Annotated in this window: 19 protein-coding genes; 12 read left to right on the top strand and 7 right to left on the bottom strand. The window is 67.1% G+C overall.

The window, feature by feature from the left end; genetic code table 11:
- Positions 1–32 precede the first annotated feature (32 nt).
- From AC3WTE_RS16485 to AC3WTE_RS16500, 4 genes are all read right to left on the bottom strand, one after another.
- Positions 33–929 (bottom strand): cyclopropane mycolic acid synthase family methyltransferase, encoded by an 897-nt coding sequence (locus AC3WTE_RS16485; RefSeq protein ID WP_492439095.1) that lies wholly within the window; start codon positions 927–929, stop codon positions 33–35.
- Between the two features lie 213 nt (positions 930–1,142).
- A complete protein-coding gene (locus tag AC3WTE_RS16490) occupies positions 1,143–2,069 on the bottom strand; it encodes an alpha/beta fold hydrolase (RefSeq protein ID WP_492439096.1) in 927 nt (308 codons plus the stop codon).
- A 120-nt stretch (positions 2,070–2,189) separates the two neighbouring features.
- On the bottom strand, positions 2,190–3,542 hold the full coding sequence (locus AC3WTE_RS16495; RefSeq protein ID WP_492439097.1) for an ABC1 kinase family protein: 1,353 nt from the start codon (positions 3,540–3,542) through the stop codon (positions 2,190–2,192).
- A gap of 71 nt (positions 3,543–3,613) precedes the next feature.
- On the bottom strand, positions 3,614–4,612 hold the full coding sequence (locus AC3WTE_RS16500) for an oxygenase MpaB family protein (protein ID WP_492439099.1): 999 nt from the start codon (positions 4,610–4,612) through the stop codon (positions 3,614–3,616).
- Positions 4,613–4,686: 74 nt separating this feature from the next.
- Between AC3WTE_RS16500 and AC3WTE_RS16505 the strand changes: the two genes are divergently transcribed.
- Positions 4,687–5,289 (top strand): TetR/AcrR family transcriptional regulator, encoded by a 603-nt coding sequence (locus tag AC3WTE_RS16505; RefSeq protein WP_492439101.1) that lies wholly within the window; start codon positions 4,687–4,689, stop codon positions 5,287–5,289.
- A gap of 55 nt (positions 5,290–5,344) precedes the next feature.
- On the opposite strand, the gene AC3WTE_RS16510 is transcribed toward AC3WTE_RS16505, so the two are convergent.
- Together AC3WTE_RS16510 and AC3WTE_RS16515 are read right to left on the bottom strand one after the other, a co-directional pair.
- A complete protein-coding gene (locus tag AC3WTE_RS16510; protein WP_492439103.1) occupies positions 5,345–5,944 on the bottom strand; it encodes a DinB family protein in 600 nt (199 codons plus the stop codon).
- A gap of 2 nt (positions 5,945–5,946) precedes the next feature.
- The gene (locus AC3WTE_RS16515; protein ID WP_492439104.1) at positions 5,947–6,474 is read right to left on the bottom strand and encodes a DinB family protein; all 528 of its coding nucleotides are present in this window, start codon (positions 6,472–6,474) and stop codon (positions 5,947–5,949) included.
- Between the two features lie 61 nt (positions 6,475–6,535).
- On the opposite strand from AC3WTE_RS16515, the gene AC3WTE_RS16520 reads away from it, so the two are divergent.
- The 4 genes from AC3WTE_RS16520 to AC3WTE_RS16535 are packed head-to-tail and all read left to right on the top strand — an operon-like array spanning position 6,536 to position 13,242.
- Entirely contained in the window at positions 6,536–7,498 is a 963-nt protein-coding gene (locus AC3WTE_RS16520) for a helix-turn-helix transcriptional regulator (RefSeq protein WP_492439106.1), read from the top strand.
- 40 nt (positions 7,499–7,538) lie between these two features.
- On the top strand, positions 7,539–11,717 hold the full coding sequence (locus AC3WTE_RS16525; RefSeq protein ID WP_492439213.1) for a glycoside hydrolase family 38 N-terminal domain-containing protein: 4,179 nt from the start codon (positions 7,539–7,541) through the stop codon (positions 11,715–11,717).
- Positions 11,714–12,325, top strand: coding sequence for a DUF7158 domain-containing protein (locus AC3WTE_RS16530; RefSeq protein WP_492439108.1), 612 nt, complete (start codon positions 11,714–11,716; stop codon positions 12,323–12,325). Before AC3WTE_RS16525 ends, AC3WTE_RS16530 begins: the two co-directional genes overlap by 4 nt.
- An 8-nt stretch (positions 12,326–12,333) precedes the next feature.
- Complete coding sequence (locus tag AC3WTE_RS16535; RefSeq protein WP_492439109.1) at positions 12,334–13,242, top strand: ROK family protein; 909 nt, start codon at positions 12,334–12,336, stop codon at positions 13,240–13,242.
- Here AC3WTE_RS16535 and AC3WTE_RS16540 read toward each other — a convergent pair.
- Positions 13,143–13,571: a winged helix-turn-helix transcriptional regulator gene (locus tag AC3WTE_RS16540; RefSeq protein WP_459366700.1), complete on the bottom strand. Its 429-nt coding sequence runs from the start codon at positions 13,569–13,571 to the stop codon at positions 13,143–13,145. The genes AC3WTE_RS16535 and AC3WTE_RS16540 overlap by 100 nt on opposite strands.
- 81 nt (positions 13,572–13,652) lie before the next feature.
- Between AC3WTE_RS16540 and AC3WTE_RS16545 the strand changes: the two genes are divergently transcribed.
- The 7 genes from AC3WTE_RS16545 to rpoB all read left to right on the top strand — a co-directional run bounded on the left by AC3WTE_RS16545 (position 13,653) and on the right by rpoB (position 22,703).
- Positions 13,653–14,090, top strand: a complete 438-nt coding sequence (locus AC3WTE_RS16545) for an anthrone oxygenase family protein (protein ID WP_492439111.1) — start codon at positions 13,653–13,655, stop codon at positions 14,088–14,090.
- A gap of 126 nt (positions 14,091–14,216) precedes the next feature.
- On the top strand, positions 14,217–15,173 hold the full coding sequence (locus AC3WTE_RS16550; protein ID WP_492439113.1) for a methionyl-tRNA formyltransferase: 957 nt from the start codon (positions 14,217–14,219) through the stop codon (positions 15,171–15,173).
- Positions 15,173–16,066, top strand: a complete 894-nt coding sequence (locus tag AC3WTE_RS16555) for an ATP-grasp fold amidoligase family protein (RefSeq protein ID WP_492439115.1) — start codon at positions 15,173–15,175, stop codon at positions 16,064–16,066. Before AC3WTE_RS16550 ends, AC3WTE_RS16555 begins: the two co-directional genes overlap by 1 nt.
- Before the next feature lie 289 nt (positions 16,067–16,355).
- Complete coding sequence (rplJ, locus tag AC3WTE_RS16560) at positions 16,356–16,883, top strand: 50S ribosomal protein L10 (protein WP_418004974.1); 528 nt, start codon at positions 16,356–16,358, stop codon at positions 16,881–16,883.
- A gap of 45 nt (positions 16,884–16,928) precedes the next feature.
- Entirely contained in the window at positions 16,929–17,315 is a 387-nt protein-coding gene (gene rplL / locus AC3WTE_RS16565; RefSeq protein ID WP_138250490.1) for a 50S ribosomal protein L7/L12, read from the top strand.
- Positions 17,316–17,574: 259 nt separating this feature from the next.
- Entirely contained in the window at positions 17,575–18,600 is a 1,026-nt protein-coding gene (locus AC3WTE_RS16570) for an ABC transporter ATP-binding protein (protein ID WP_492439117.1), read from the top strand.
- A 602-nt stretch (positions 18,601–19,202) separates the two neighbouring features.
- Complete coding sequence (gene rpoB / locus AC3WTE_RS16575) at positions 19,203–22,703, top strand: DNA-directed RNA polymerase subunit beta (protein WP_492439119.1); 3,501 nt, start codon at positions 19,203–19,205, stop codon at positions 22,701–22,703.
- The last annotated feature ends 12 nt before the right edge of the window (positions 22,704–22,715 follow it).

Genomic DNA, 22,715 nt, shown 5'->3' on the forward strand with positions numbered 1-22,715 from the left:
GTGCGGCCGGGGGCGCTTCTGGTGAAAGCCGTTCAGGCGGCTTCTTTGGACTTGTTGTAGGTGACCAGGCTGACGTCGAGGACCTCGTCGAGGAAGTAGTACTGGCAACCGGTCAGATACTTCATGTACCGGTCGTAGTTCACCTGGCCGGAAATGGCGATGGCCTCTTCCTTGTGGTGCTCCAGGTTGGCTGCCCAGACGCCGAGCGTCTTGATGTAGTGGTTGCGCAGGGACACCGGGTCCGGGACGTGGAAGCCGGCCTTCTCGCCGTGATCGACCATCATCTGGGTGCTGGGCAGACGGCCGCCGGGGAAGATATCGGTGGCCATGAACTTGATGAACCGGGCCATCTCGAATGTGAGCTTCTTGCCCCGCGCCGCCATGTCCATCGGGTGGTAGCTCACGCTGCTCTGGATGGTCATCCGGCCGTCGTCGGGCATGATGGCGTAGCAGCTCTTGAAGAAGTCGTCGTAGCGCTCGAAGCCGAAGTGCTCGAAGGCCTCGATCGACACGATGCGGTCCACCGGCTCGTGGAACTCTTCCCAACCCTTGAGCAGCACCCGGTGCGTGCGGTCCGACCCGGTCTTGCTCAGCAGTTCCGTGCAGAACGCCTGCTGGTTCTTGCTCAGTGTCAGGCCGATGACGTTGACGTCGTACTTCTCCATGGCCCGCTGCATGGTCAGGCCCCAGCCGCAGCCGATCTCCAGCAGCGTCATGCCGGGCTTGAGGTCCAGCTGGTCGAGGTGCTGATCGACGTTGGCGATCTGCGCTTCTTCCATCGTGACGAAGGGTCCGGTGAAGTAGGCGCAGCTGTACTTGCGGGAGTTGTCCTGGAACAGCCCGAAGAAATCGTCAGACAGGTCGTAGTGCGCCTGGATGTCCTCGAAATGCGGCCGCATGTCCTTGGCCTCAGTCGAATCCTGAATCATCTGTAACACCTAACTTGACCTTCCTCACTCGCGGGTGATGTCGGTCACTAAATCTCACAATTGTGACCGCACAATACCTGGTCGCCGACCGGTGCCTTGACGTTGGTGTGACGCGTCGTCACGCTCAGCTCATGGAGCAACCGTAGCGCCGACGTACCCGCACGCCGCGTTCATTCCCCCAGCGTGGCGGGGTCTGTGATCGGACTGATACGTCTATCGAATTTCGGCAAATGTCGTGGCCAGCTCGCCCGCGATGTTGTCCCAGAGAGGCTCGGGCAGGTCGTGACCCATGCCGTCGAACAACACCAACCGAGCGCGCTTGATTGCTTTGGCCACTGCTCGACCACCGCTCGGTCGCATCAGTTTATCGGCCCGACCATGGATGACAACCGTCGGTGCGGTGATCAGCGCGTCGTAATGCCGCAGGCTGCCGCTGCCCAGGATGGCCCCGAAATGCCGGGCGACGCCGACAGGGTAGTAGGAGCGGTCGTAGCTTTCGGCGGCATCGGCCTCGGCCTGATCGAGCGGCGTCGGGTAGCCGGGGCTGCCGATGATCCGGCCGACGTTGACCGCGTTGGCGATGACGCCCGCACGGGAGGTGTCCTGCGGCCGCGTGGTGATGGCCTTGAGTTGCTTAGGACCGGGAGGCGGCAGCAGCGGCTGGTTGTTGCTCGAGAAGATGACGCCGAGCGTCTTGGTCCGGTGCTGGTAGCGCGCCGCGAAGACCTGCGCGATCATGCCGCCCATCGAGCCGCCGACGATGTGCGCCTGGTCGATCTCCAGGTGATCGAGCAGTGCCGCGGCGTCGTCGGCCATGTCTTCCAAGGTGTAGACCGCATCGCTGCGCAGCCCGGCATACGACCGGAGCATCCGCGGCAGCAGCGAGGATCCGGAGTGCTTGCCCTCGATCTTGGTGGACAGGCCCACATCCCGGTTGTCGAACCGGATGACCCGGTAGCCCTTCTCGACGAGCTTGTCGCAGAAGCCTTTTCGCCACAGCAGCAACTGCGCGCCGAGGCCCATGATGAGCAGGACCGCGGGATGGTCCGGGTTGCCCATGTCCTCGTAGGCGATGTCCAGGTCGCCCGAGCGGGCGAAGCCGGTCCGGACTTCGGGGGTGGTGTCTCGTTCGGGGTGCATCAGTGCTTACTCCTCAGCTTTCATGGTCGGATGCGGCCTCCGGCCTACTCCTCGGGCCTTATGGTCGGATGCGGCCTCCGGCCTACTCCTCGGGCCTTATGGTCGGATGCGGCCTCCGGCCTACTCCTCGGCGTTCTTGTGGTCGCGGCTGATATCCACCATGAAGTTGGCGAAGTAGCCCTTCAACTGGGGGTCGCTCATCATCTGCCACCGCGGCGCCAGCAGCTTCATGTACCGCTCGACGTAGAGGAACTGCTTGCCGATCAGGACCAGCTCGCGGGGCAGCTTGACGTCATACGCGTCCGCGAGCGCGGACAGCTGCTTGCCGATCTCGGCGTACGACAGGTCGCCCAGCGACTTCATGGTGAGCGGCGTCGTGAAGGCCGCGAGGTCCTTGGCCGCCTGGCCCTCCGGCTTGACCGTGCCGACGGCGCCCATCATCACGACGATCCGGCCGGCCGCGGCGTGATCCTTCGAGACCAGCAGGGCGTACACGAGTTCGCGCAGCAGCCACCGGGTCCGCGGGTCGATGCGGCCCATGATCCCGAAGTCGAAGAAGACGATCTTGCCGTCCTTGTCGACGTGCAGGTTGCCGGCGTGCAGGTCGCCGTGGAACAGGCCGTGCTTGAGGCCGCCTTCGAACACGCTGAACAGCAGCGCCTTGACCAGTTCCTCGCCGTCGAATCCGGCCTTGCGAATGGCGGCGGCGTCGTCGATGCGGATGCCCTCGACGCGCTCCATGGTCAGCACGCGCTCGCTGGTCAGGTCCCAGTACACCTGGGCCACCCGGATGTTCTGGCCCAGCGGCGAGGAGTGCATGTGCGCCACCCACGCGTCCATGGACTGCGCCTCGAGCCGGAAGTCGAGTTCCTCTGCGAGGTTGTCGGCGAAGTCGGCGACCACGTCCTGTGCGGACAGCCGCTGGCCCAGCTTGGCCAGCTCGGCGATCTGTGCGCCGCGCTTGAGGATCTGCAGGTCGGCGGCCACCCGCCGGCGGATACCGGGGCGCTGGATCTTGACGACGACCTCTTCACCCGAGTGCAGCGTCGCGTAGTGCACCTGGGCGATGGAGGCGGAGGCGAAGGGCTCGTCGTCGAAGCTCTCGAAAAGGTCGGACGGCTCGCCGCCGAGCTCCTCGCGCAACAGTTTGTGGACCTCGTCCTTGTTCGCGGGCGGGACCCGGTCCAGCAGGCTACGGAACTCACGGCTCAGGGGCTCGCCGAAGGCGCCTGGGCTGGACGCGATGATCTGGCCGAGCTTGACGTACGTCGGCCCGAGGTCGGAGAAGGCCTTCGGGACCTGCTTGATCACCTTCTGCTGCAGGCTGCCCTTGGAGAAGGCGTTGCCGGCGACGCGTATGCCGGTCCGGGCGAGCTGCCAGCCGGTGGCCCCGATGCGGGCGGCTTCGACGGGCAGCGGCACCCGGTCCAGCCTGGCGCCTTCGCGGTGCGGGGTCTTCCGCGTAGAACTCATTGAGGAAGTGTCTCAAAACCGCGAGTACCGCCAAAAAGGTGTGCCCTGCGTCACTCCATGGCGGCGGGGCGTCAGGCGAAGACGCCCTCGATGTCGGCGCGGCTGCGCACCGGGTCGCTACCGGGCACGTACGTCGGCACGGTGTGCGGAGCCAGCTCCGGATCGAGGCCACCCTTGACCCGGGCTTTCGCTTGCCGGAATTCGGGGAACGGTCCGGCGGCGGTGTGCAGGCCGTTGATGATCGACCACACGACGGCGCGGCGCGCGGCGCGCTCGATCGGGTTGGGATCGGTGTGGCCGAGCAACTGCTTGGCCCATTTGGGCATGGTGTCGCGCACTGCCCAATCGACGGCGCTCTGCGGCATCGGCAGGTTCGGCCCGGTGGCCATGGCGGCGCCGTACGTCAGGGCAAGCTTGGGGAGATAGGACTTCAGGCAGTCCAGGGTCTCGGCCTTGGTAGTGGGCAGGTCGGTGCCGCCGAGGGCGTGCCCGACGCGGATGAACTCGCCGTAGTACCTGTCGAGTTTCTTGCCGCGCAACGGGTTTGGGTGATAGAGCTCGTGCGCGCTGGCCAGGCCCCACACCACGGTGGCGTAGTTCCAGCGCAGCCAGTCCGGGTCGTCGGCGTCGTACGCGGCGCCGTCGGGCCGCACGCCCTTGATGGTGTGGTGCATGGCGCGCACGGTCCGGGCGAGGTTCTCGGCGGTTTCGGTGCTGCCGTACGCGGTGCCGATGAAGAACGCGATGGAATGACCCAGCCGGACGGCCGCGCCCTTGGGGTCGATCACCGGGCTGGCGACCCCGTTCGCGTCGCGTTGGACCAGGCGGGAGTGGTGCATGCCCATCCAGTAGATGGACGGGTCGAGCCGCTCGATGAACGCGGCGCACTGCAGGCCGAAGACCAGGGCCTCGGTGTGGGAGTGCACGTGCCAGACGGCGCTGCCGGGGCCGAACCACCCCGGATCTCCGGTCGGACCGGCGAAGTCCATGCCGCGGAAGTAGTTCCGCCGGATGGTCTGGTCGAACTGGTGCTGAAGCTGGTGCTCGATGAACTGGTGCGGCAGGTACACGTCAACCCCTTCTGGTCACGGTCGTAACCAGAATAGTATTTGGTGACGGGTGTGACCAGACCTAGGCTGTAGGGATGTCGACACCGACCAGGTGGGCGGGGGTTCCGCTCGACGACCGCCGCGCCGAGCGCCGCGGCTTGTTGGTCGACGCGGCATTCGAGTTGTTCGGCTCCGGCGGCGAGACGGCATTGTCGGTGCGATCGGTGTGCCGCGCGTGCGGACTCAACACCCGCTACTTCTACGAGAGCTTCGAGGGCATCGACGACCTGCTGGGCGCTGTCTACGACAAGGTGAGCCTCGAACTGGCGGCTGTGGTCGACGCCGCGATCATCGTCGCGGGGGATTCGGTGCGGGAACGGATGCGCGCCGGAATCGCTGCGGTGCTGGGCTTCGGTTCCCAAGATCCGCGTCGCGGGCGGGTGCTGTTCACCGAAGCGCGCGCCAACCCCGTGCTCGCCGCGCGCCGGGCCGTCACCCAGGACCTGCTGCTCGATGCGGTGCTGGCCGAGGGCGGCCGGCTGCACCCCGACTCGGACCCTGTCGCCGCGCGCGTCGGCGCGGCGATGTACACCGGCGCGATGGCCGAGCTGGCCCAGCAGTGGCTCTCTGGTGCGCTTGGCGCCGATCTCGACGTGGTGGTCGACGCGGCGCTGGCGTTGGTTCTGCGTCGAGAGTGACGACAATGCTGCCCAGGCGTAGGCCCGGGCAGCAATGTCGTCGCGCACGACAGCGTTACCGGACGGCGGGCTGCCAGCGCTTGATGAAGTCCGTCTCCGGCCATTGTTCTTCGGCGGCCAGCAGCTCGTACATGGTGGCGCGGTCGATGGATTCGCGAATGATGTCGGCGTGGCCCGCGTGGCGGGACAGCTCCTCGATGATGTGCATGCCCACCCAGCGCACCGACCAGTGATCGATGTCCGAGGGGAACCACGGCACCTCGTGCGGTACCGGCACCAGTGCGTCCAGGTCGAGATCGGCGAAGACCCGCAGCGTCTCGGTGTTCTGCGCGCGCAGCGCGTCCAGTAGATCGCCGAGTTTCTCGTCGTCGCGCATCGTGAGTTGGTCTTCGTGCTCGGCCATCTGTTCGGCCATCGGCCGGGTGTCCCGCGGCGGGAAGTCGGGAGCCGCCACCGCGCGTGCCACCCAGCCTGCTTGGACGGCGGTGACGTGTTTGATCAGGCCGCCGACCGACAGCGCGCTGACCGACGGCGTCGAGCGGGCCTGCTCATCGGTGAGGCCGTGGGCGACGGCGGCGAAGGCGTCCTGCTGGAACGCCAGGAAGTTGATCAGGGTCCGACGCTCGTCGCCGGCGGGTGCGGGCAGTCCAGCCATGGTTAGTTCTCCTTCTCGGTGTGGGCGTAAAGATCACGGACGCAGGCGATTTCCGCGCCGTGGTGAATGACTTCGCGATTGATGTGCAGCACCAGGGTGGACATGGTGAGGTCGGCGTAGGGACCTTCGGCCGGGCCGCATGGACGCGCCAGGGCGGCGTCGTCGAGCCCCCGGACCCCGGCAATCCAGTTCGCATAGGCGGCGTCGAGCTGATCCAGCGCGCTGCGCGCGTCGCGGGCGTAGGGCCACGACTCGTAGTCGGCCGGTGGGCCGCCGAAATGCGAATGGTTGCGCATCGCCAGGACGCCGACGATGACGTGCGCCAGCCGCCAGGCGATGGTGGTGAATGGTTCGGGTTGTGGTGGGGGATAGCTGAAGTCGACCGACCCGTCGGGGTGGACGGTCCAGCAGCCGGGCACCGGCTGCCAGAAATATTCGTCGTCGGTCAGTCCCTCGAGTCGTGGACGTAGTTGGTGCTGCCAGTGCCAGTCGAGTTGCTCGGCCAGTTCTTCGGTCCGTTCTTCGGTCACAGGGAAAGCCTGACACCCAATTAGGACTGTTTCTGTCCTATGAGTGCGGCAGAGTGTTGTCATGTCCGAAACGACGAGCCGGGTGCTCCAGCTGCTGGGGCTGCTGCAAGCGCGCCGGGTGTGGACGGGGCAGGAACTTACCGACCGGCTCGGGGTCACCGGACGCAGCGTGCGCCGTGACATCGAGCGGCTGCGCGACCTCGGTTATCCCGTGCATGCCAGCAAGGGCCGCGACGGCGGCTATCAGCTGGGTGCGGGCGCCGCGCTGCCCCCGCTGCTACTCGACCCGGAGGAGGCCGTCGCGATGGCGGTGTGTCTGCGGCTGGCCGCCGGCGGCAGCGTGGCGGGCGTCGGTGAGTCGGCGCTACGCGCACTGTCCAAACTCGACCAGGTGATGCCGGCGCGGCTGAGGTCGCAAGTGGCCGCGGTGCACGACTCGACGGTGATGCTGACCGGTGGCGGCGCCGTCGAAGCGGTGTCGCCCGACGACCTGATGACGCTGGCCCGTGCCTGCCGGGACCGCGAACACATCCGGCTCGGCTACACCGACATCCGCGGCAACAGCACGCAGCGGCGCCTGGAGCCCTATCAACTCGTCACGACCGGACGCCGCTGGTACCTGCTGGCATACGACCGCGACCGCGACGACTGGCGGACGCTGCGGCTGGACCGGATGGCCGACGTCGACGCCGCGGGGACGACGTTCGCCGCGCGCCCGGCGCCGGACGCGGCGGAGTACGTCCGCCGGGCCATCACCACGTCGCCGTACCGGTACGTCGTGCGGGCCCGGTTCGAGGCCTCCGAAAGTCAACTGGCACAGGTGTTTTCCGCTGCCTCCGCGCAGATTGCGCCGGACGGTCCGGGCCACTGCATGGTGACCGCCGGGGGCGACGATCCCGAGCGCATCGTGCTGTACCTGGCGATGCCGGGGTATCGGTTCGAGGTTCTCGAACCGCCCGAGGTGATCGCCGCGGCCGCGGTGGTCGCAGACCGGTTGCGTGCCGCAATGCCTCCCGATCAGTGACGCGGCGCCGTATGGTGCAGGGGTGTCGACGGGACGACCCCTGCAAGTGACGGCCGTGGTTTCCACCGAGTTGTTCGTCGGCCCGGGCGATCAACCGCTGCAGATCGTGCGCGTGGATTACGCCGGATGCACGGCAGCCACCGAGGTCCGGGTGGCCGGGGACGGGTTGTGCGGCTGGGCCGAGGCTCCGCCGGGCGACGGCACGGTGGAGATTGCGGTGGCCGTCGAGGCTCCGGTGCCGGGGCAGACCCGGGCCGCGCAGCTCGAGATCGGTCGCGAACGGACGCCGTTCGAGTTCGTCGTCGCCGAGCCCGGCTGGACCATGCACATGATCAGCCACTTCCACTACGACCCGGTGTGGTGGAACACCCAGGCCGCCTACACCAGCGTCTGGACCGAGGATCCGCCCGGACGGTGCCGGCAGGCCAACGGCTTCGACCTGGTCACCGCACACCTCGAAATGGCAAGGCGGGAGCCCGAATACAAATTCGTGCTGGCCGAGGTCGACTACCTCAAACCCTACTGGGACACCCATCCGGAGCAACGTGCCCAGCTGCGCGCGCTGCTCGCCGAGGGCCGTGTCGAGATCATGGGCGGCACCTACAACGAGCCGAACACCAACCTGACCAGTCCCGAGACGGCGATCCGGAACTTCGTGCACGGCATCGGCTTTCAGCGTGACGTCATGGGCGCCGAGCCGGCGACGGCGTGGCAGCTGGATGTGTTCGGCCACGATCCGCAGTTCCCCGGCATGGCCGCCGACGCGGGGCTGACCTCCAGTTCGTGGGCCCGCGGCCCGCATCACCAATGGGGGCCGATGCACCGCGACGGCGATCCCGCGCGGATGCAGTTCGCCAGTGAATTCGACTGGATCGCACCGTCGGGCCGCGGGCTGCTCACGCATTACATGCCGGCGCACTACGCCGCGGGGTGGTGGATGGACTCGTCGGCGTCGTTGCACGAGGCTGAAGCCGCCACCTATGAGACGTTTCTCAAGCTGAAAAGAGTTGCGCTGACCCGCAATGTGCTGCTGCCGGTGGGCACCGACTACACCCCGCCGAACAAATGGGTCACCGAGATTCACCGCGACTGGGCGGCCCGGTATACGTGGCCCCGTTTCGTGTGTGCCCTGCCGCGCGAGTTCTTCGCCGCGGTCCGTGCCGAACTGGCGGCCCGGGGCGCCCAGCCGTCGCCGCAGACCCGGGACATGAACCCGATCTACACGGGCAAGGACGTGTCGTACATCGACACCAAACAGGCCAACCGGGCCGCCGAGAACGTCGTGCTGGAAGCCGAGCGGTTCGCGGTGTTCGCCGGATTGCTCACCGGCGCCACCTATCCGCAAGCGGCCCTGGCCAAGGCCTGGGTGCAGCTGGCGTACGGGGCGCACCACGACGCCATCACCGGGTCGGAATCTGACCAGGTGTACCTCGACCTGCTCACCGGCTGGCGCGACGCCTGGGAGCTCGGCCGGACCGCCCGGGACAACGCCGTGGCGCTACTGTCCCGCGCTGTCGACGGTGACATCGTGGTGTGGAACCCGTTGGCGCACAATCGAACCGACATCGTCACCGTCCACCTCGACGAACCGATGGAAGGGTCGATCCAGGGCGCGGACGGCACGCCGGTGCCGGTCCTGGTCGAAGACGACGGCCGCACCGTCACCTGGCTGGCCCGCGAGGTGCCGTCGCTCGGGTGGCGGGGATACACGCTCGGCGGGAACACTGTGCCGTCGGGGTGGGAACCGGTGGCCGGCAACACCATCAACAATGACCGTTACCGCTGCACCGTCGACCCCGACCGCGGCGGCGCGGTGTCGTCACTGCAGCGCGACGGGGTGGAGCTGATCGGCACGGGCCGGGTCGGCAACGAGATCGCCGTCTACGACGAACATTCCGCACATCCCACCGAACACGAAGGACCTTGGCATCTGCTGCCGAAGGGACCCGTGGTGGGCGCCGCCGAATATCCGGCCCAGTCGGTACAGGCCTACCGCAGCGCGCTGGGGGAGCGGCTGGCGGTCACCGGTCGGATCGGTGACGTGCTGGCCTACACCCAGACCATCACGCTGTGGCACGGCGTGGATCGCCTGGACTGCCGCACCGTGATCGACGAATTCGCCGGCGCGGACAAGCTGCTGCGGCTGCGCTGGCCCTGCCCGGTACCGGGCGCGATGCCGGTCAGCGAGGTCGGTGATGCGGTGATCGGCCGGGGTTTCGGCCTGCTGCACCAACGGGATTCGCATGACGCCGTCGACACGGCGGACCATCCCTACACGCTGGACAACCCCGCCTACGGCTGGTTCGGACTGTCCGCGGCGGTGCAGGTCCGAGTGCGAGACGCGCAGGGCGACCACGTGCGGGCGGTGTCGGTGGCCGAGGTCGTGGTCCCGAACGCAGCCGATCCGGCGGCCCCGACCCGCGAGCTGATGGTGGCGCTCGTCCGGGCCGGGGTGACGGCGACCTGCAGCAGCGCCGACAAACCTCGCTACGGCGACCTCGCTGTCGACTCCAACCTGCCCGACTCCCGCATCGCGCTCGGTGGACCCGACGAAAACACCTTCACCAGAGAGGTATTGGCGGCTGCGGATCCGTGCTACGGCGCGGAACTACAGCGCCGCCTGGCGACGGGCAGCGCACGGCTCTGGGTGCCCGCCGATGCCGACCTGGTGCAGCGCTGGATTCCGGGCGCCGACCTGACGGGTGTGCGGGCGCTACCGGTGCTGATCGTCGCCGGGGCCGGTGCCACCGAAGAACTGATCACCGCCCTCGCTACCGCCGAGATCACCGTCGAGCAGGATGCCGCGGCCGGTATCGGTCCCTTCGAGGCGCGCAGCGTCGCCGTGATGAACCGGGGCGTACCGGGTTTCGCCGTCGAGCCGGACGGCGTCCTGCACACCTCGTTGATGCGGTCGTGCACCGGCTGGCCGTCGGGCACCTGGATCGACCCGCCGCGCCGCGCCGCACCCGACGGCTCGAATTTCCAGCTCCAGCACTGGACCCACGCCTTCGACTACGCCGTCGCGGCCGGCGACGGTGATTGGCGCGCCGCAGGCATTGCCGGCCGCAGCGCCGAGTACGCGCAACCGCTGCTCGCGGTGCACACCGATCATCCGGCGGTGGCGGGCGGATTGCCCGGTACCGGTTCACTACTGGGCGTCGAACCCGCATCCGACGTGACGCTGGCCGCGCTGAAGGCCACCGGCAACCCCATTGCCGCCGGCAGTTGCGCGCCCGTCGACCCGCAGTCGGGCATCACCCTGCGCCTGGTGCAGACCTCGGGACGTCCGACGGAGGTCAGCGTCACCTCGGGCATGCGGCACCTCGAAGGCACGGAACGGCTGGATCTCCTCGAACAGCCGGTGGCCGGCGAAAACGACTTGCGGCTGCACGGTTTCGAGATCGCGACAGTGCGGGCACGGCTCGATCTACCTCACGTGCTGGGCGGTGACCACGTCACCCTCGCGCCGGATGCCGAAGTCGCCCAACCGCTTTACGCCCGGTACTGGTTGCACAACCGCGGCCCGGCACCGTTGGGCGGACTGCCGGCCGTGGCCCACGTGCACCCCACCGAAATTTGCGGCGAACCGGGTACGTCGCTGCCGCTGCGCGTCACCGCTGCCAGCGACTGCACCGATGCCGCGCTCCACGGCCGGGCGCGGGTGCTGTGTCCCGACGGCTGGGTGGCCACTCCGGGCGAGCTGCCCTTCGTGCTGCCGCCCGGCGGCTATCTGGAAACCGAAGTGCAGCTGACCCTTCCGGCCGACAGTCCTGCCGGCCGATACCCGGTACGGATCGAGCTGGCCGTCACCGGCGGCGCCAAGGACACGCAGATTCCGGCGGCCTGGCGCCAGATGGTCGAAGACGTCTGCGTGGTCACGGTCGGCGACCCCGGCGAAACCCCGCTGCTCAGGTTGGTTGCCGAGCCTGAACCCGTCGACGTCGTCGCCGGTGAACACGCGGACCTGAGCGTGATCGTCGGCTCTGCTGCCGGGGCGCCGCTGAGCCTGGAAGCACACTTGATCAGTCCGTGGGGCACCTGGGACTGGTTGGGGCCCAGCGTGCTCGGGGCCGACGTGCCCGCCGGTGGCTCCGTCGCATTCGACTTCGACGTGACGCCGCCGCCGTGGGTCGGCCCGGGGCAGTGGTGGGCGCTGGTGCGGATCGCCGCGGCCGGCCGGGTGCTGTACACGCCGGCGGTATCGGTGCGCGTCCGATGAGTCACATTGCTGTCGTCGCCGGGCGGAAGATTCCCGTCGCTGTGCTCGACGAGCGCGAATCGCGTTTGCGGGCAAGCGCGTTGGCGTCATCGCTCCCTGCGGCCGGGACCAGTGAGGGGCGGCAGCTGCGGCGCTGGCTGACCCAGCTGCTCGTCACCGACGAGGTGGTGCGGTTGGCGGCGGCCGAACTCGGGCTGACCGACCGGGACGCGCCAACAGCAGCCGACCTGCTGCCCGCCCCGGCCGCCCGCATGGAGCTCGGCAGTATCGCCGCGGCCGCCCTCGAACAGCCGCTGGCGCGGGCGGTGTTCGTCCACGTGACTGCGGCGGCCCAGGTCACCGACGACGAGATCGAGCGCTACCACGTCCACAACCCCCTGCGGTTCGCGCCGCCCGTGCCCGGTGCCGACGGCTGGTCTGCTGCGCCGACCGTCGTCCCCGCGCTGGACCGGGTGCGGCCGCAGATCACCGCACACCTGCTGGGGTCGGCCCGCAGGCGTACCTTCCGGCATTGGCTCGATGCGCGCCGAGCCGAGGCGGTGCGGCTGGAGCCCGGATACGAACATCCCGGCGACCCGCGCCAGCCCGACCACGTCCACCGGCACTGAAAGCGACGATGCCCGAACTGACTCTCGCCCTCGACATCGGCGGCACCAAGATCGCCGCAGCCCTCGTCGACCCGGACGGCGTACTCGTGCACCGCGAGCAGCTGCCGACACCGCACGCGGACAGCGAGCAGGTGTGGGCGACGGTCGATGCGTTGATCGCAAGCGCGCTTGCCGCTGCCGACGGGCGCCCGCTGCGGGCCGTGGGCGCCGGGTGTGCCGGTCCCATCGATACGGTCGCGGGAACCGTCAGCCCGCTCAATATCGTTGCCTGGCGGCAATTTCCATTGGTGTACCGGCTCGCCGATCGCACCGGCTTGCCGGTCCGGCTGGCCGGCGACGTCGTATGCCTGGCCATGGGCGAGCACTGGCGCGGAGCCGGTCGCGGGTCGCAGTTCCTACTCGGCATGGTGGTGTCGACCGGCATCGGCGGTGGTCTGGTGCAGGGCGGTGTGCCCTACCTGGGTCGCACCGGCAATGCCGGACACATCGGGCACGTCGTCGTGGAACCCGACGGCCCGCACTGTGCGTGCGGCGGCCAGGGCTGCGTCGAGGCGGTGGCCTCGGGTCCGCACTTGGCGCGGTGGGCGCACGAGCACGGTTGGGCGGCGCCGCCAGGCGCCGACGCGAAGGCGCTGGCCGAGGCGGCCCGCCGTGGAGATCCGATTGCGGTGCAGGCCTTTACGCGTGGAGCCGGTGCCATCGCCGTCGCCATCGCGTCAGCGGCAGCGGTCTGCGATCTGGACCTGGTGATCATCGGCGGCGGCGTGGCGAATGCAGGGGAGGTGTTGTTCGGCCCGCTGCGGGCGGCGCTGCCCCGCTACGCCGGATTGAGTTTCCTGCGCGGCCTGCGGGTGGTACCGGCCGAACTCGGCGGTGACGCCGGACTGGTCGGTGCTGCCGCGTTGTGGCGGTCCTGAGCGGCGCGGCGCGCCATGTCCTTTCGGCCCCAGTCGCACAGTGCGCCGAGCACCGGTCCCAGCGTCTTGCCGTACGCGGAGATCGAATAGTGCACGCACGGCGGCACCGTGCCCGCGTCGTGGCGTTCGATGATGCCGTCGGCCACCAGTTCATGCAGATGCCGGATGAGCATGCGCTCCGTGATCTCGGGAATGCTGCGGCGAAGCTCTGCGGTGCGCATCGGCCCGTCCGCGAGTCGCCACAAGATGGTGCCTTTCCACCGGCCGTCGATCACCGACAGTGCCGCATCGATGGGGCACTCACCGATCTCCTTCTTCGACACCGCCATGACCCGACTCCCCGATGCTCATATGCTGACCAATTTGTCAGTACCTTGTTATTTGGCAGTGTAGTGACCAGGCTCGATGCCATGGAACGTCTTGCGCAGATTCTCACGGTGCTCGTCGTCGGCACGCTCGTCGGCGTCGAGTTCGGCGTCGCCGCATTCACCAACCCGGTTCTGGAACAGCTGCCCGACGACGCCTACCGCCAGGCGCGTGCCGCCGGCAGCCGGATCCTCGGCGCGGTGATGCCGTTCTGGTACGCCACCGCGGCGGCGCTGCTGGTCGCCGATGCGGCACTCGCGCCGGTGCCACTCGCCATCGCCGCGGTGGTGTTGATGGCCGTGGTGACGGTCCTGTCGCTGACCGCGCTGGTTCCGATCAACAACCGGGTCGCGGCGTGGGCGGGCGCCGGCCCCGACGAGGCGCCGACCAGCCGGGAACTGGCCCGCCGCTGGGACCGCCTGCACTGGCTCCGGGTTGCGGTACTGCTCGGCGTGTTTGTCCTGGTGGTGCTACTTGGATGACGGGCCGCGAGCTAAGGCTCACAGGTAGCTCACAATTTTAGGTAAGACTTAGCTAACTTGATCTTGATATGCGGTCGGTGCGCATCGCCCGATCCGCAGCAGACTCAGACTTAGTGAGGTAGTGGCATGCGCGTCGTCTTCTTCGGTTTCCAGACATGGGGGGTCAAGACGCTGCAGGCGCTGCTCGATCTGGGACACGACGTGCCGATGGTGGTCACGCATCCGACCAGCACGGAGTCATACAAGGCGATCTTCTCGGATTCGGTCGAGGACCTCGCCCGGGCCCGCGACATCCCGGTCCATCTGACCGTGCGGGCCGACCACGAGACCATCGACGTGGTCAAGCGAGCCGAGCCCGACGTCATCGTCGTCAACAGCTGGTACACGCGCATGACGGAGGAGCTGTACGACCTGCCCCCGTACGGCACGCTGAACATGCACGACTCCCTGCTGCCGAAGAGCACCGGTTTCTCGCCGGTGTTGTGGTCGCTGATCAGCGGTGAATCCGAGATCGGGCTGACCATCCACCGCATGAACTCCGAACTCGACGCCGGCGACATTCTGGTCCAGCACTCGCTGCCCATCGGACCCGCCGACACGGGCACCGAACTGGTGATGCGCGGTATCGACCTCATCCCGGGCGCCCTGGACCAGGCGCTCACCGCGCTGGAAACCGGCACCGCGCACTGGCGACCGCAAGAGAAGTCGGAGCGGACCTACTTCCACAAGCGTTCCGAGCGCGACAGCCTGATCGACTGGAGCTGGCCCGCCGAGGACCTGGAACGGCTCGTCCGTGCGCTGTCGGACCCCTACCCACGCGCGTTCACCTTCTACCGCGGCGAACGGATCGAAGTGCTCGAAGCCAAGGTCTCCGAAATCCGCTACGGCGGATCGCCAGGCCGCGTGATCGTGCAGGAAGGCGGCGGCGCCGTGGTTTCTGGACCGGGCGCGCACCGCGGCCGGAACCGGGCGCTGGTGATCACCCGCGTCCGCACGGCCGACGGCGCCGAACACGCCGGCGACGCATTCTTCCGTCGCGGCGGCTACCTGACCAGCTCGGCCGAACTGGTCGGAGCGATGTGATGCGGCTGAACAAGTGGCCGGCCGCCGTACGCCGCCGCATGGTCGCGCTGATCCCGCTGCTCATGATGCGGAAAGTGCTCTATCTCCTCATGATCCGGCGATGGGGCAACTTCACCGAGCCGGCGACGTTCAACGAGAAGGTGAACTGGCGCATCTTCAACGATCGGCGGGACCGGATCGTCAAGGCCTGCGACAAGATGTGGATGAAGGAGATGGCCCGGGCGGCCTATCCGGGCGCCAATCTGCGCATTCCCATCACTTACTGGGCCGGCACCGACCTGCGGGAGGCGCCGGATCTGACGACACTGCCGCCGTGGGTACTCAAACCGAATCACAGCAGCGGTCACGCGCTGTTCGGCCCGGATGTGCACACCGACCTGCAGGGTCTGCGGAGCCGGACAGAGCGCTGGTTCGAGCGCACACCGCTGGAACTCGGCGAGTGGGGATACAGCCAAGCTCGCCCGCTGCTCCTCATCGAGGAACGCATCCCCACCCCCGACGGCCGGCCGCCCGTCGACTACAAGTTCTTCGTCTTTCGTGGCCGCGTCGAACTGATCCAGGTCAATCGCGGCCGGTTCGACAAGAAACAGACCACCACCTTTCTGGACGCCGACTGGCGCCCGCTGCCCGTGCGCTGGCGGATCCACCCGATCGCCGTCGAGGAGCGGCCAGTCGAGCTGGACAAGATGCTGGAGATCGCGAGCGTCCTTGGCGCTGACTGGGACTTCATCCGCATCGACCTCTACGCCGTCGACGGCGACGTGTGGTTCGGCGAGTACACGCCATATCCCGGTACCGGCATGCTGCGGTACCAGCCCATGAGCTTCGACCTCGAGCAGGGCCGGCAGTGGCAGCTGCCGACGCCGGACCAGGTCCGCCGCGGGCAGCCATAGCCCGCGTTCGCCGTTTTGGGCCGTTTTGGCTGATCGGCACGTCGTCGGCTACTCTTATGCAGTTCCACCGAAGACCGTCGGTCACCGATGAGCCGCTCGCGCGAAGAGTAAGCAGCTCGGCAATCGGTTGAAGGTCCAGGCAACGCCTGGCGGCCCACGCAGGAGGACGAGGTTTTCAGAGTTTTTATTCTGCGCGCCCCGACCTTTCTGTGTCGGGGCGCTTTGCATTTCCGGACCGAATCCCCGGCAGTCTCCAGTGGGCGGATGAATACACCACAAGGAGGCATGTATGGCCACGGCTGATAAAGCCACTGCGGTCGCTGACATCGCCGAACAGTTCAAGGCCTCGACGGCCACTGTCGTGACCGAATACCGCGGTCTGACGGTTGCCAATCTCGCCGAGCTGCGTCGTTCCCTCGGTGCTTCTACGACCTACACGGTCGCCAAGAACACCCTGGTCAAGCGCGCCGCCTCGGAGGCCGGGATCGAAGGCCTCGACGACCTGTTCGCAGGTCCGACCGCCATCGCGTTCATCACCGGCGAGCCGGTGGATGCCGCGAAGGCACTCAAGAAGTTCGCGAAGGATCACAAGCAGCTCGTCATCAAGGGCGGCTACATGGACGGCGCTGCGCTGTCTGTGGCCCAGGTCGAGAAGATCGCCGATCTCGAGTCGCGCGAAGTGCTGCTGTCCAAGCTGGCCGGCGCCCTCAAGGCGAAGCAGTCCCAGGCCGCGGCGCTGTTTGTTGCGCCCGCGTCCCAGGTCGCTCGCCTGGCGGCCGCTCTGCAGGACAAGAAGGCCGCCGAGTCGGCTGCCTGATCCATCTAGATCAACCAAACAAAAAACCAAGGAAGGACCATTCACATGGCCAAGCTGTCCACCGAAGAACTGCTCGACGCGTTCAAGGAAATGACCCTGCTGGAGCTCTCGGAGTTCGTGAAGCAGTTCGAGGAGACCTTCGACGTCACCGCCGCCGCTCCGGTCGCCGTTGCCGCCGCTGGTGCCGCCCCCGCCGCCGCTGAGGCCGCCGAAGAGCAGTCCGAGTTCGACGTCATCCTCGAGGGTGCCGGCGACAAGAAGATCGGCGTCATCAAGGTCGTCCGCGAGATCGTTTCCGGCCTGGGCCTGAAGGAAGCCAAGGACCTGGTCGACGGCGCCCCCAAGCCGCTGCTGGAGAAGGTCAGCAAGGAAGCTGCCGAGGACGCCAAGGCCAAGCTCGAGGCCGCCGGCGCTTCGGTGTCCGTCAAGTAAGTTCGCCAGAACTGACGTTTTCCCCCGGAGTCCCTTGCGGACTCCGGGGGATTTCGCTTTTCAGAGGTTATAAAGCGGGGCATTCCGGACGGCGGCGGCGATGATGGCGTAGTTGGCTCCGGTTGGCCGGACGGGGTTCGAAATCGGGCGGTCCGATAGTTGGAACACCGTGTCTCGGACGGCAACCGATGCGCTACAGTGACTCAAGCCACAGGCAGGGCAGCAAATGGCGCGCGAGCGCTGGCGGAAGGGATCTCATATGGGCGTCCAAATCGACGTGACGGGGCTGAGTAAGTCCTTTGGGTCGTCGAAGATCTGGGAAGACGTCACTTTGACCATCCCTGCCGGTGAGGTCAGCGTCATGCTGGGTCCGTCCGGTACCGGTAAGTCGGTGTTCCTGAAGTCGCTGATCGGTTTGCTGCGTCCCGAGCGCGGTTCGATCGTCATCGACGGCACCAACATCATCGAGTGCTCGGCCAAGGAGCTCTACGAGATCCGCACGCTGTTCGGTGTGCTGTTCCAGGACGGCGCGCTGTTCGGCTCGATGAACATCTACGACAACACGGCCTTCCCGCTGCGCGAGCACACCAAGAAGTCCGAGTCCGAGATCCGCAAGATCGTCATGGAGAAGCTCGACATCGTCGGTATGCCCAACGACGGTCACAAGTTCCCGGGCGAAATCTCCGGTGGTATGCGCAAGCGTGCCGGCCTGGCCCGAGCCCTCGTGCTCGACCCCAAGATCATCCTGGTCGACGAGCCGGACTCCGGTCTGGACCCGGTGCGTACCGCCTACCTGTCGCAGCTGCTGATCGACATCAACGCCCAGATCGACGCGACCATTCTGATCGTCACGCACAACATCAATGTGGTGCGGACGGTGCCGGACAACATCGGCATGCTCTACCGCAAGCACCTGGTCATGTTCGGCCCCCGCGAGGTGCTGCTGACCAGTGAGGAGCCGGCGGTCAAGCAGTTCCTCAACGGTCGTCGTATCGGCCCCATCGGTATGTCGGAGGAGAAGGACGCCGCGACGGCTGCTGCTGAGCAGGCCGCGTCGGATGCCGGTCACGCCGATGGTGGTGTCGAAGAGGTCGAGGGGGTGCCGCCGCAGATCGAGGTGACCCCGGGGATGCCGGTGCGTCAGGCCGTGGGGCGTCGCCAGGCTCGCGTGCGCTCGATCCTGCACACCCTGCCCCCGGCCGCGCAGGCCGCGATCCTCGAGGACCTCGAGAAGAACGGCCGCGGTGCCGACGACCCGGTGACCGCGCAGATTCCGCGGGCCTGATCCGCAACACGTCGAAAATCGCGCCCGGGCTGAATCAGCCCGGGCGCGATTTCGTTGGTGGGGGTGCAGCCAGATCGCGCAATCGGGCGCTGAGCGCACGTTCGAGGGCACTGCGCGAGCGGGGGGTCGGTGATCTTGGTCACGGCGCGTCCGCACCTGGCGGCGTGCGACTGGCGCCGCGGGACCTGCTGCGTCACGATGTGAGCGCCCCGGTTCGCCATTTGCCGGCAAAACTCCACACCAAACAGCGTGGCAAGTCTTGACTGACGCCCGCAAACGGGCCAATCTGTTGGGCAGCATGTATTCGAGGATTCCGAACGCCAGCCAGCGTCAGTCGATCCAACCCTTGATCAAACATGCCGTGGTTGAGGAATGCGCCGTCCTGCGCTAATGTTGGACGTTGCGCTGGCTGCATCCTGCCCACCTCACCCGCACCTGACACCTTCTAGCCTGAGCGTTGCTCGGTGATCTAGACGCGTGCCGTGTGTCTTGTAAGGCCCGGACTGTGAGAACGCCAGCCGGACCGAAGCAGATACAGCGGCCATTCGGACCGGTTTCGACCGGCCCCGAAATGTTCGCATCAGGTGCTGGAAGGACGCATCTTGGCAGCCTCTCGCGAGAGCAAGTCAGTAGATTCCAACAACTCCGTCCCAGGAGCGCCGAACCGAGTCTCGTTCGCGAAGCTGCGCGAACCGCTTGAGGTTCCGGGCTTGCTCGACGTACAGACGGATTCCTTCGAATGGCTGATCGGTTCCGACCGCTGGCGGGCGAAGGCAGTGGATCGCGGCGACATCAACCCCGTCGGTGGCCTCGAAGAGGTCCTCGCCGAGCTGTCGCCCATCGAGGACTTCGCCGGCACCCTGTCGCTGAGCTTCTCCGACCCGCGCTTCGACGAGGTCAAGGCCCCGGTCGACGAGTGCAAGGAAAAGGACCAGACGTACGCGGCCCCGCTGTTCGTCACGGCCGAGTTCATCAACAACACCACCGGCGAGATCAAGAGCCAGACGGTCTTCATGGGTGACTTCCCGATGATGACCGAAAAGGGCACCTTCATCATCAACGGCACCGAGCGCGTCGTCGTCTCGCAGCTGGTCCGTTCGCCGGGTGTGTACTTCGACGAGTCCATCGACAAGGCCACCGAGAAGACCCTGCACAGCGTCAAGGTCATCCCGGGCCGCGGTGCGTGGCTGGAGTTCGACGTCGACAAGCGCGACACCGTCGGTGTCCGCATCGACCGCAAGCGCCGTCAGCCGGTCACCGTGCTGCTGAAGGCGCTGGGCTGGACCAACGAGCAGATCCGCGAGCGCTTCGGCTTCTCCGAGATCATGATGGGCACCCTCGAGAAGGACCCGACCGCCGGTCCCGACGAGGCCCTGCTGGACATCTACCGGAAGCTGCGCCCGGGCGAGCCCCCGACCAAGGAGTCGGCGCAGACCCTGCTGGAGAACCTGTTCTTCAAGGAGAAGCGTTACGACCTGGCCCGCGTGGGCCGGTACAAGGTCAACAAGAAGCTGGGCCTGCACGACGGCAACCCGGCTCAGGTGACCGCGACGACGCTGACCGAAGAGGACATCGTCGCCACCATCGAGTACCTGGTGCGCCTGCACGACGGTGACACCAAGATGACCGCCCCCGGCGGCGTCGAGGTCCCCGTCGAGGTCGACGACATCGACCACTTCGGCAACCGTCGTCTGCGTACCGTGGGCGAGCTGATCCAGAACCAGATCCGGGTCGGCCTGTCGCGTATGGAGCGCGTCGTGCGTGAGCGCATGACCACCCAGGACGTCGAGGCGATCACCCCGCAGACCCTGATCAACATCCGTCCCGTCGTGGCGGCGATCAAGGAGTTCTTCGGAACCAGCCAGCTGTCGCAGTTCATGGACCAGAACAACCCGCTGTCGGGTCTGACCCACAAGCGTCGTCTGTCGGCGCTGGGCCCCGGTGGTCTGTCCCGTGAGCGCGCCGGCCTCGAGGTCCGCGACGTCCACTCGTCGCACTACGGCCGCATGTGCCCCATCGAGACCCCTGAAGGCCCGAACATCGGTCTGATCGGCTCGCTGTCGGTGTACGCGCGGGTGAACCCGTTCGGCTTCATCGAGACCCCGTACCGCAAGGTCACCGACGGCATCGTCACCGACCAGATCGACTACCTGACCGCCGACGAGGAGGACCGCCACGTCGTGGCGCAGGCCAACTCGCCGCTGGACGCGGATGGTCACTTCACCGAGGAGAAGATCCTCGTCCGTCGTAAGGGCGGCGAGGTCGAGTTCGTCTCGGCGACCGACGTCGACTACATGGACGTCTCGCCGCGCCAGATGGTGTCGGTCGCGACCGCGATGATCCCGTTCCTCGAGCACGACGACGCGAACCGTGCCCTCATGGGTGCGAACATGCAGCGTCAGGCGGTTCCGCTGGTGCGCAGCGAGGCCCCGCTGGTCGGTACCGGCATGGAGCTGCGTGCCGCCATCGACGCCGGTGACGTCGTCGTGGCCGACAAGTCCGGTGTCATCGAAGAGGTCTCCGCCGACTACGTCACCGTCATGGCTGACGACGGCTCGCGGCACACCTACCGGATGCGCAAGTTCAACCGCTCGAACCACGGCACGTGCGCCAACCAGCGCCCGATCGTGGACTCGGGGCAGCGTGTGGAGGCCGGCCAGGTCATCGCCGACGGTCCCTGCACAGAGAACGGTGAAATGGCCCTCGGCAAGAACCTGCTCGTGGCAGTCATGCCGTGGGAAGGCCACAACTACGAGGACGCCATCATCCTGAGCCAGCGGCTCGTGGAGCAGGACGTGCTCACCTCGATCCACATCGAGGAGCACGAGATCGATGCCCGCGACACCAAGCTGGGCGCCGAGGAGATCACCCGGGACATCCCGAACGTCTCCGACGAGGTGCTGGCTGACCTCGACGAGCGCGGCATCGTCCGCATCGGCGCCGAGGTCCGCGACGGCGACATCCTGGTCGGCAAGGTCACCCCGAAGGGTGAGACCGAGCTGACCCCGGAAGAGCGCCTGCTGCGTGCCATCTTCGGTGAGAAGGCCCGTGAGGTCCGCGACACCTCGCTGAAGGTGCCGCACGGTGAGTCCGGCAAGGTCATCGGCGTCCGCGTGTTCTCGCGCGAGGACGACGACGATCTGCCCGCCGGTGTCAACGAGCTGGTCCGCGTCTACGTGGCCCAGAAGCGCAAGATCTCCGACGGTGACAAGCTCGCCGGCCGCCACGGCAACAAGGGCGTCATCGGCAAGATCCTCCCGCAGGAGGACATGCCGTTCATGCCTGACGGCACCCCGGTGGACATCATCCTGAACACCCACGGTGTGCCGCGTCGTATGAACATCGGCCAGATCCTGGAAACCCACCTCGGGTGGGTCGCCAAGGCGGGCTGGGAAATCCCGGCGGATGCGAGCGGTGCATATCCTGAGTGGGCAGCGAATCTGCCCGAAGGCATGCACAGTGCCCCGGCGGACAGCATCGTCGCCACCCCGGTGTTCGACGGTGCCCGCGAGGGCGAGCTGGAGGGCCTGCTGGGCTCGACGCTGCCGAACCGTGACGGTGACGTCATGGTCAACGCGCAGGGTAAGTCGCAGTTGTTCGACGGCCGCAGCGGTGAGCCCTTCCCGTACCCGGTCACGGTCGGTTACATGTACATCCTGAAGCTGCACCACTTGGTCGACGACAAGATCCACGCGCGTTCGACCGGCCCGTACTCGATGATCACCCAGCAGCCGCTCGGTGGTAAGGCGCAGTTCGGTGGCCAGCGGTTCGGTGAGATGGAGTGCTGGGCCATGCAGGCCTACGGTGCGGCGTACACGCTGCAGGAGCTGCTGACCATCAAGTCGGACGACACCGTCGGTCGCGTGAAGGTCTACGAGGCGATCGTCAAGGGCGAGAACATTCCCGAGCCGGGTATCCCGGAGTCGTTCAAGGTTCTGCTCAAGGAACTCCAGTCGCTGTGCCTCAACGTCGAGGTGCTGTCTTCCGACGGTGCCGCGATCGAAATGCGCGACAGCGATGACGAGGACCTGGAGCGCACCGCCGCGAACCTGGGTATCAACCTGTCGCGGAATGAGTCCGCGTCTGTTGAAGACCTCGCCTAAACCGTCCGCTCG

This window comes from Mycobacterium sp. FW102-FHT13B02 (assembly GCF_058790275.1).

Excerpts from the sequence above, each read along its gene's own strand:
- AC3WTE_RS16485 (WP_492439095.1), bottom strand. The coding sequence starts at position 929 with ATGATTCAGGATTCGACTGAGGCCAAGGACATGCGGCCGCATTTCGAG.
- AC3WTE_RS16490 (WP_492439096.1), bottom strand. The coding sequence starts at position 2,069 with ATGCACCCCGAACGAGACACCACCCCCGAAGTCCGGACCGGCTTCGCC.
- AC3WTE_RS16495 (WP_492439097.1), bottom strand. The coding sequence starts at position 3,542 with ATGAGTTCTACGCGGAAGACCCCGCACCGCGAAGGCGCCAGGCTGGAC.
- AC3WTE_RS16505 (WP_492439101.1), top strand. The coding sequence starts at position 4,687 with ATGTCGACACCGACCAGGTGGGCGGGGGTTCCGCTCGACGACCGCCGC.
- AC3WTE_RS16510 (WP_492439103.1), bottom strand. The coding sequence starts at position 5,944 with ATGGCTGGACTGCCCGCACCCGCCGGCGACGAGCGTCGGACCCTGATC.
- AC3WTE_RS16520 (WP_492439106.1), top strand. The coding sequence starts at position 6,536 with ATGTCCGAAACGACGAGCCGGGTGCTCCAGCTGCTGGGGCTGCTGCAA.
- AC3WTE_RS16530 (WP_492439108.1), top strand. The coding sequence starts at position 11,714 with ATGAGTCACATTGCTGTCGTCGCCGGGCGGAAGATTCCCGTCGCTGTG.
- AC3WTE_RS16535 (WP_492439109.1), top strand. The coding sequence starts at position 12,334 with ATGCCCGAACTGACTCTCGCCCTCGACATCGGCGGCACCAAGATCGCC.
- AC3WTE_RS16540 (WP_459366700.1), bottom strand. The coding sequence starts at position 13,571 with ATGGCGGTGTCGAAGAAGGAGATCGGTGAGTGCCCCATCGATGCGGCA.
- AC3WTE_RS16545 (WP_492439111.1), top strand. The coding sequence starts at position 13,653 with ATGGAACGTCTTGCGCAGATTCTCACGGTGCTCGTCGTCGGCACGCTC.
- AC3WTE_RS16550 (WP_492439113.1), top strand. The coding sequence starts at position 14,217 with ATGCGCGTCGTCTTCTTCGGTTTCCAGACATGGGGGGTCAAGACGCTG.
- AC3WTE_RS16555 (WP_492439115.1), top strand. The coding sequence starts at position 15,173 with ATGCGGCTGAACAAGTGGCCGGCCGCCGTACGCCGCCGCATGGTCGCG.
- rplJ (WP_418004974.1), top strand. The coding sequence starts at position 16,356 with ATGGCCACGGCTGATAAAGCCACTGCGGTCGCTGACATCGCCGAACAG.
- rplL (WP_138250490.1), top strand. The coding sequence starts at position 16,929 with ATGGCCAAGCTGTCCACCGAAGAACTGCTCGACGCGTTCAAGGAAATG.
- AC3WTE_RS16570 (WP_492439117.1), top strand. The coding sequence starts at position 17,575 with ATGGGCGTCCAAATCGACGTGACGGGGCTGAGTAAGTCCTTTGGGTCG.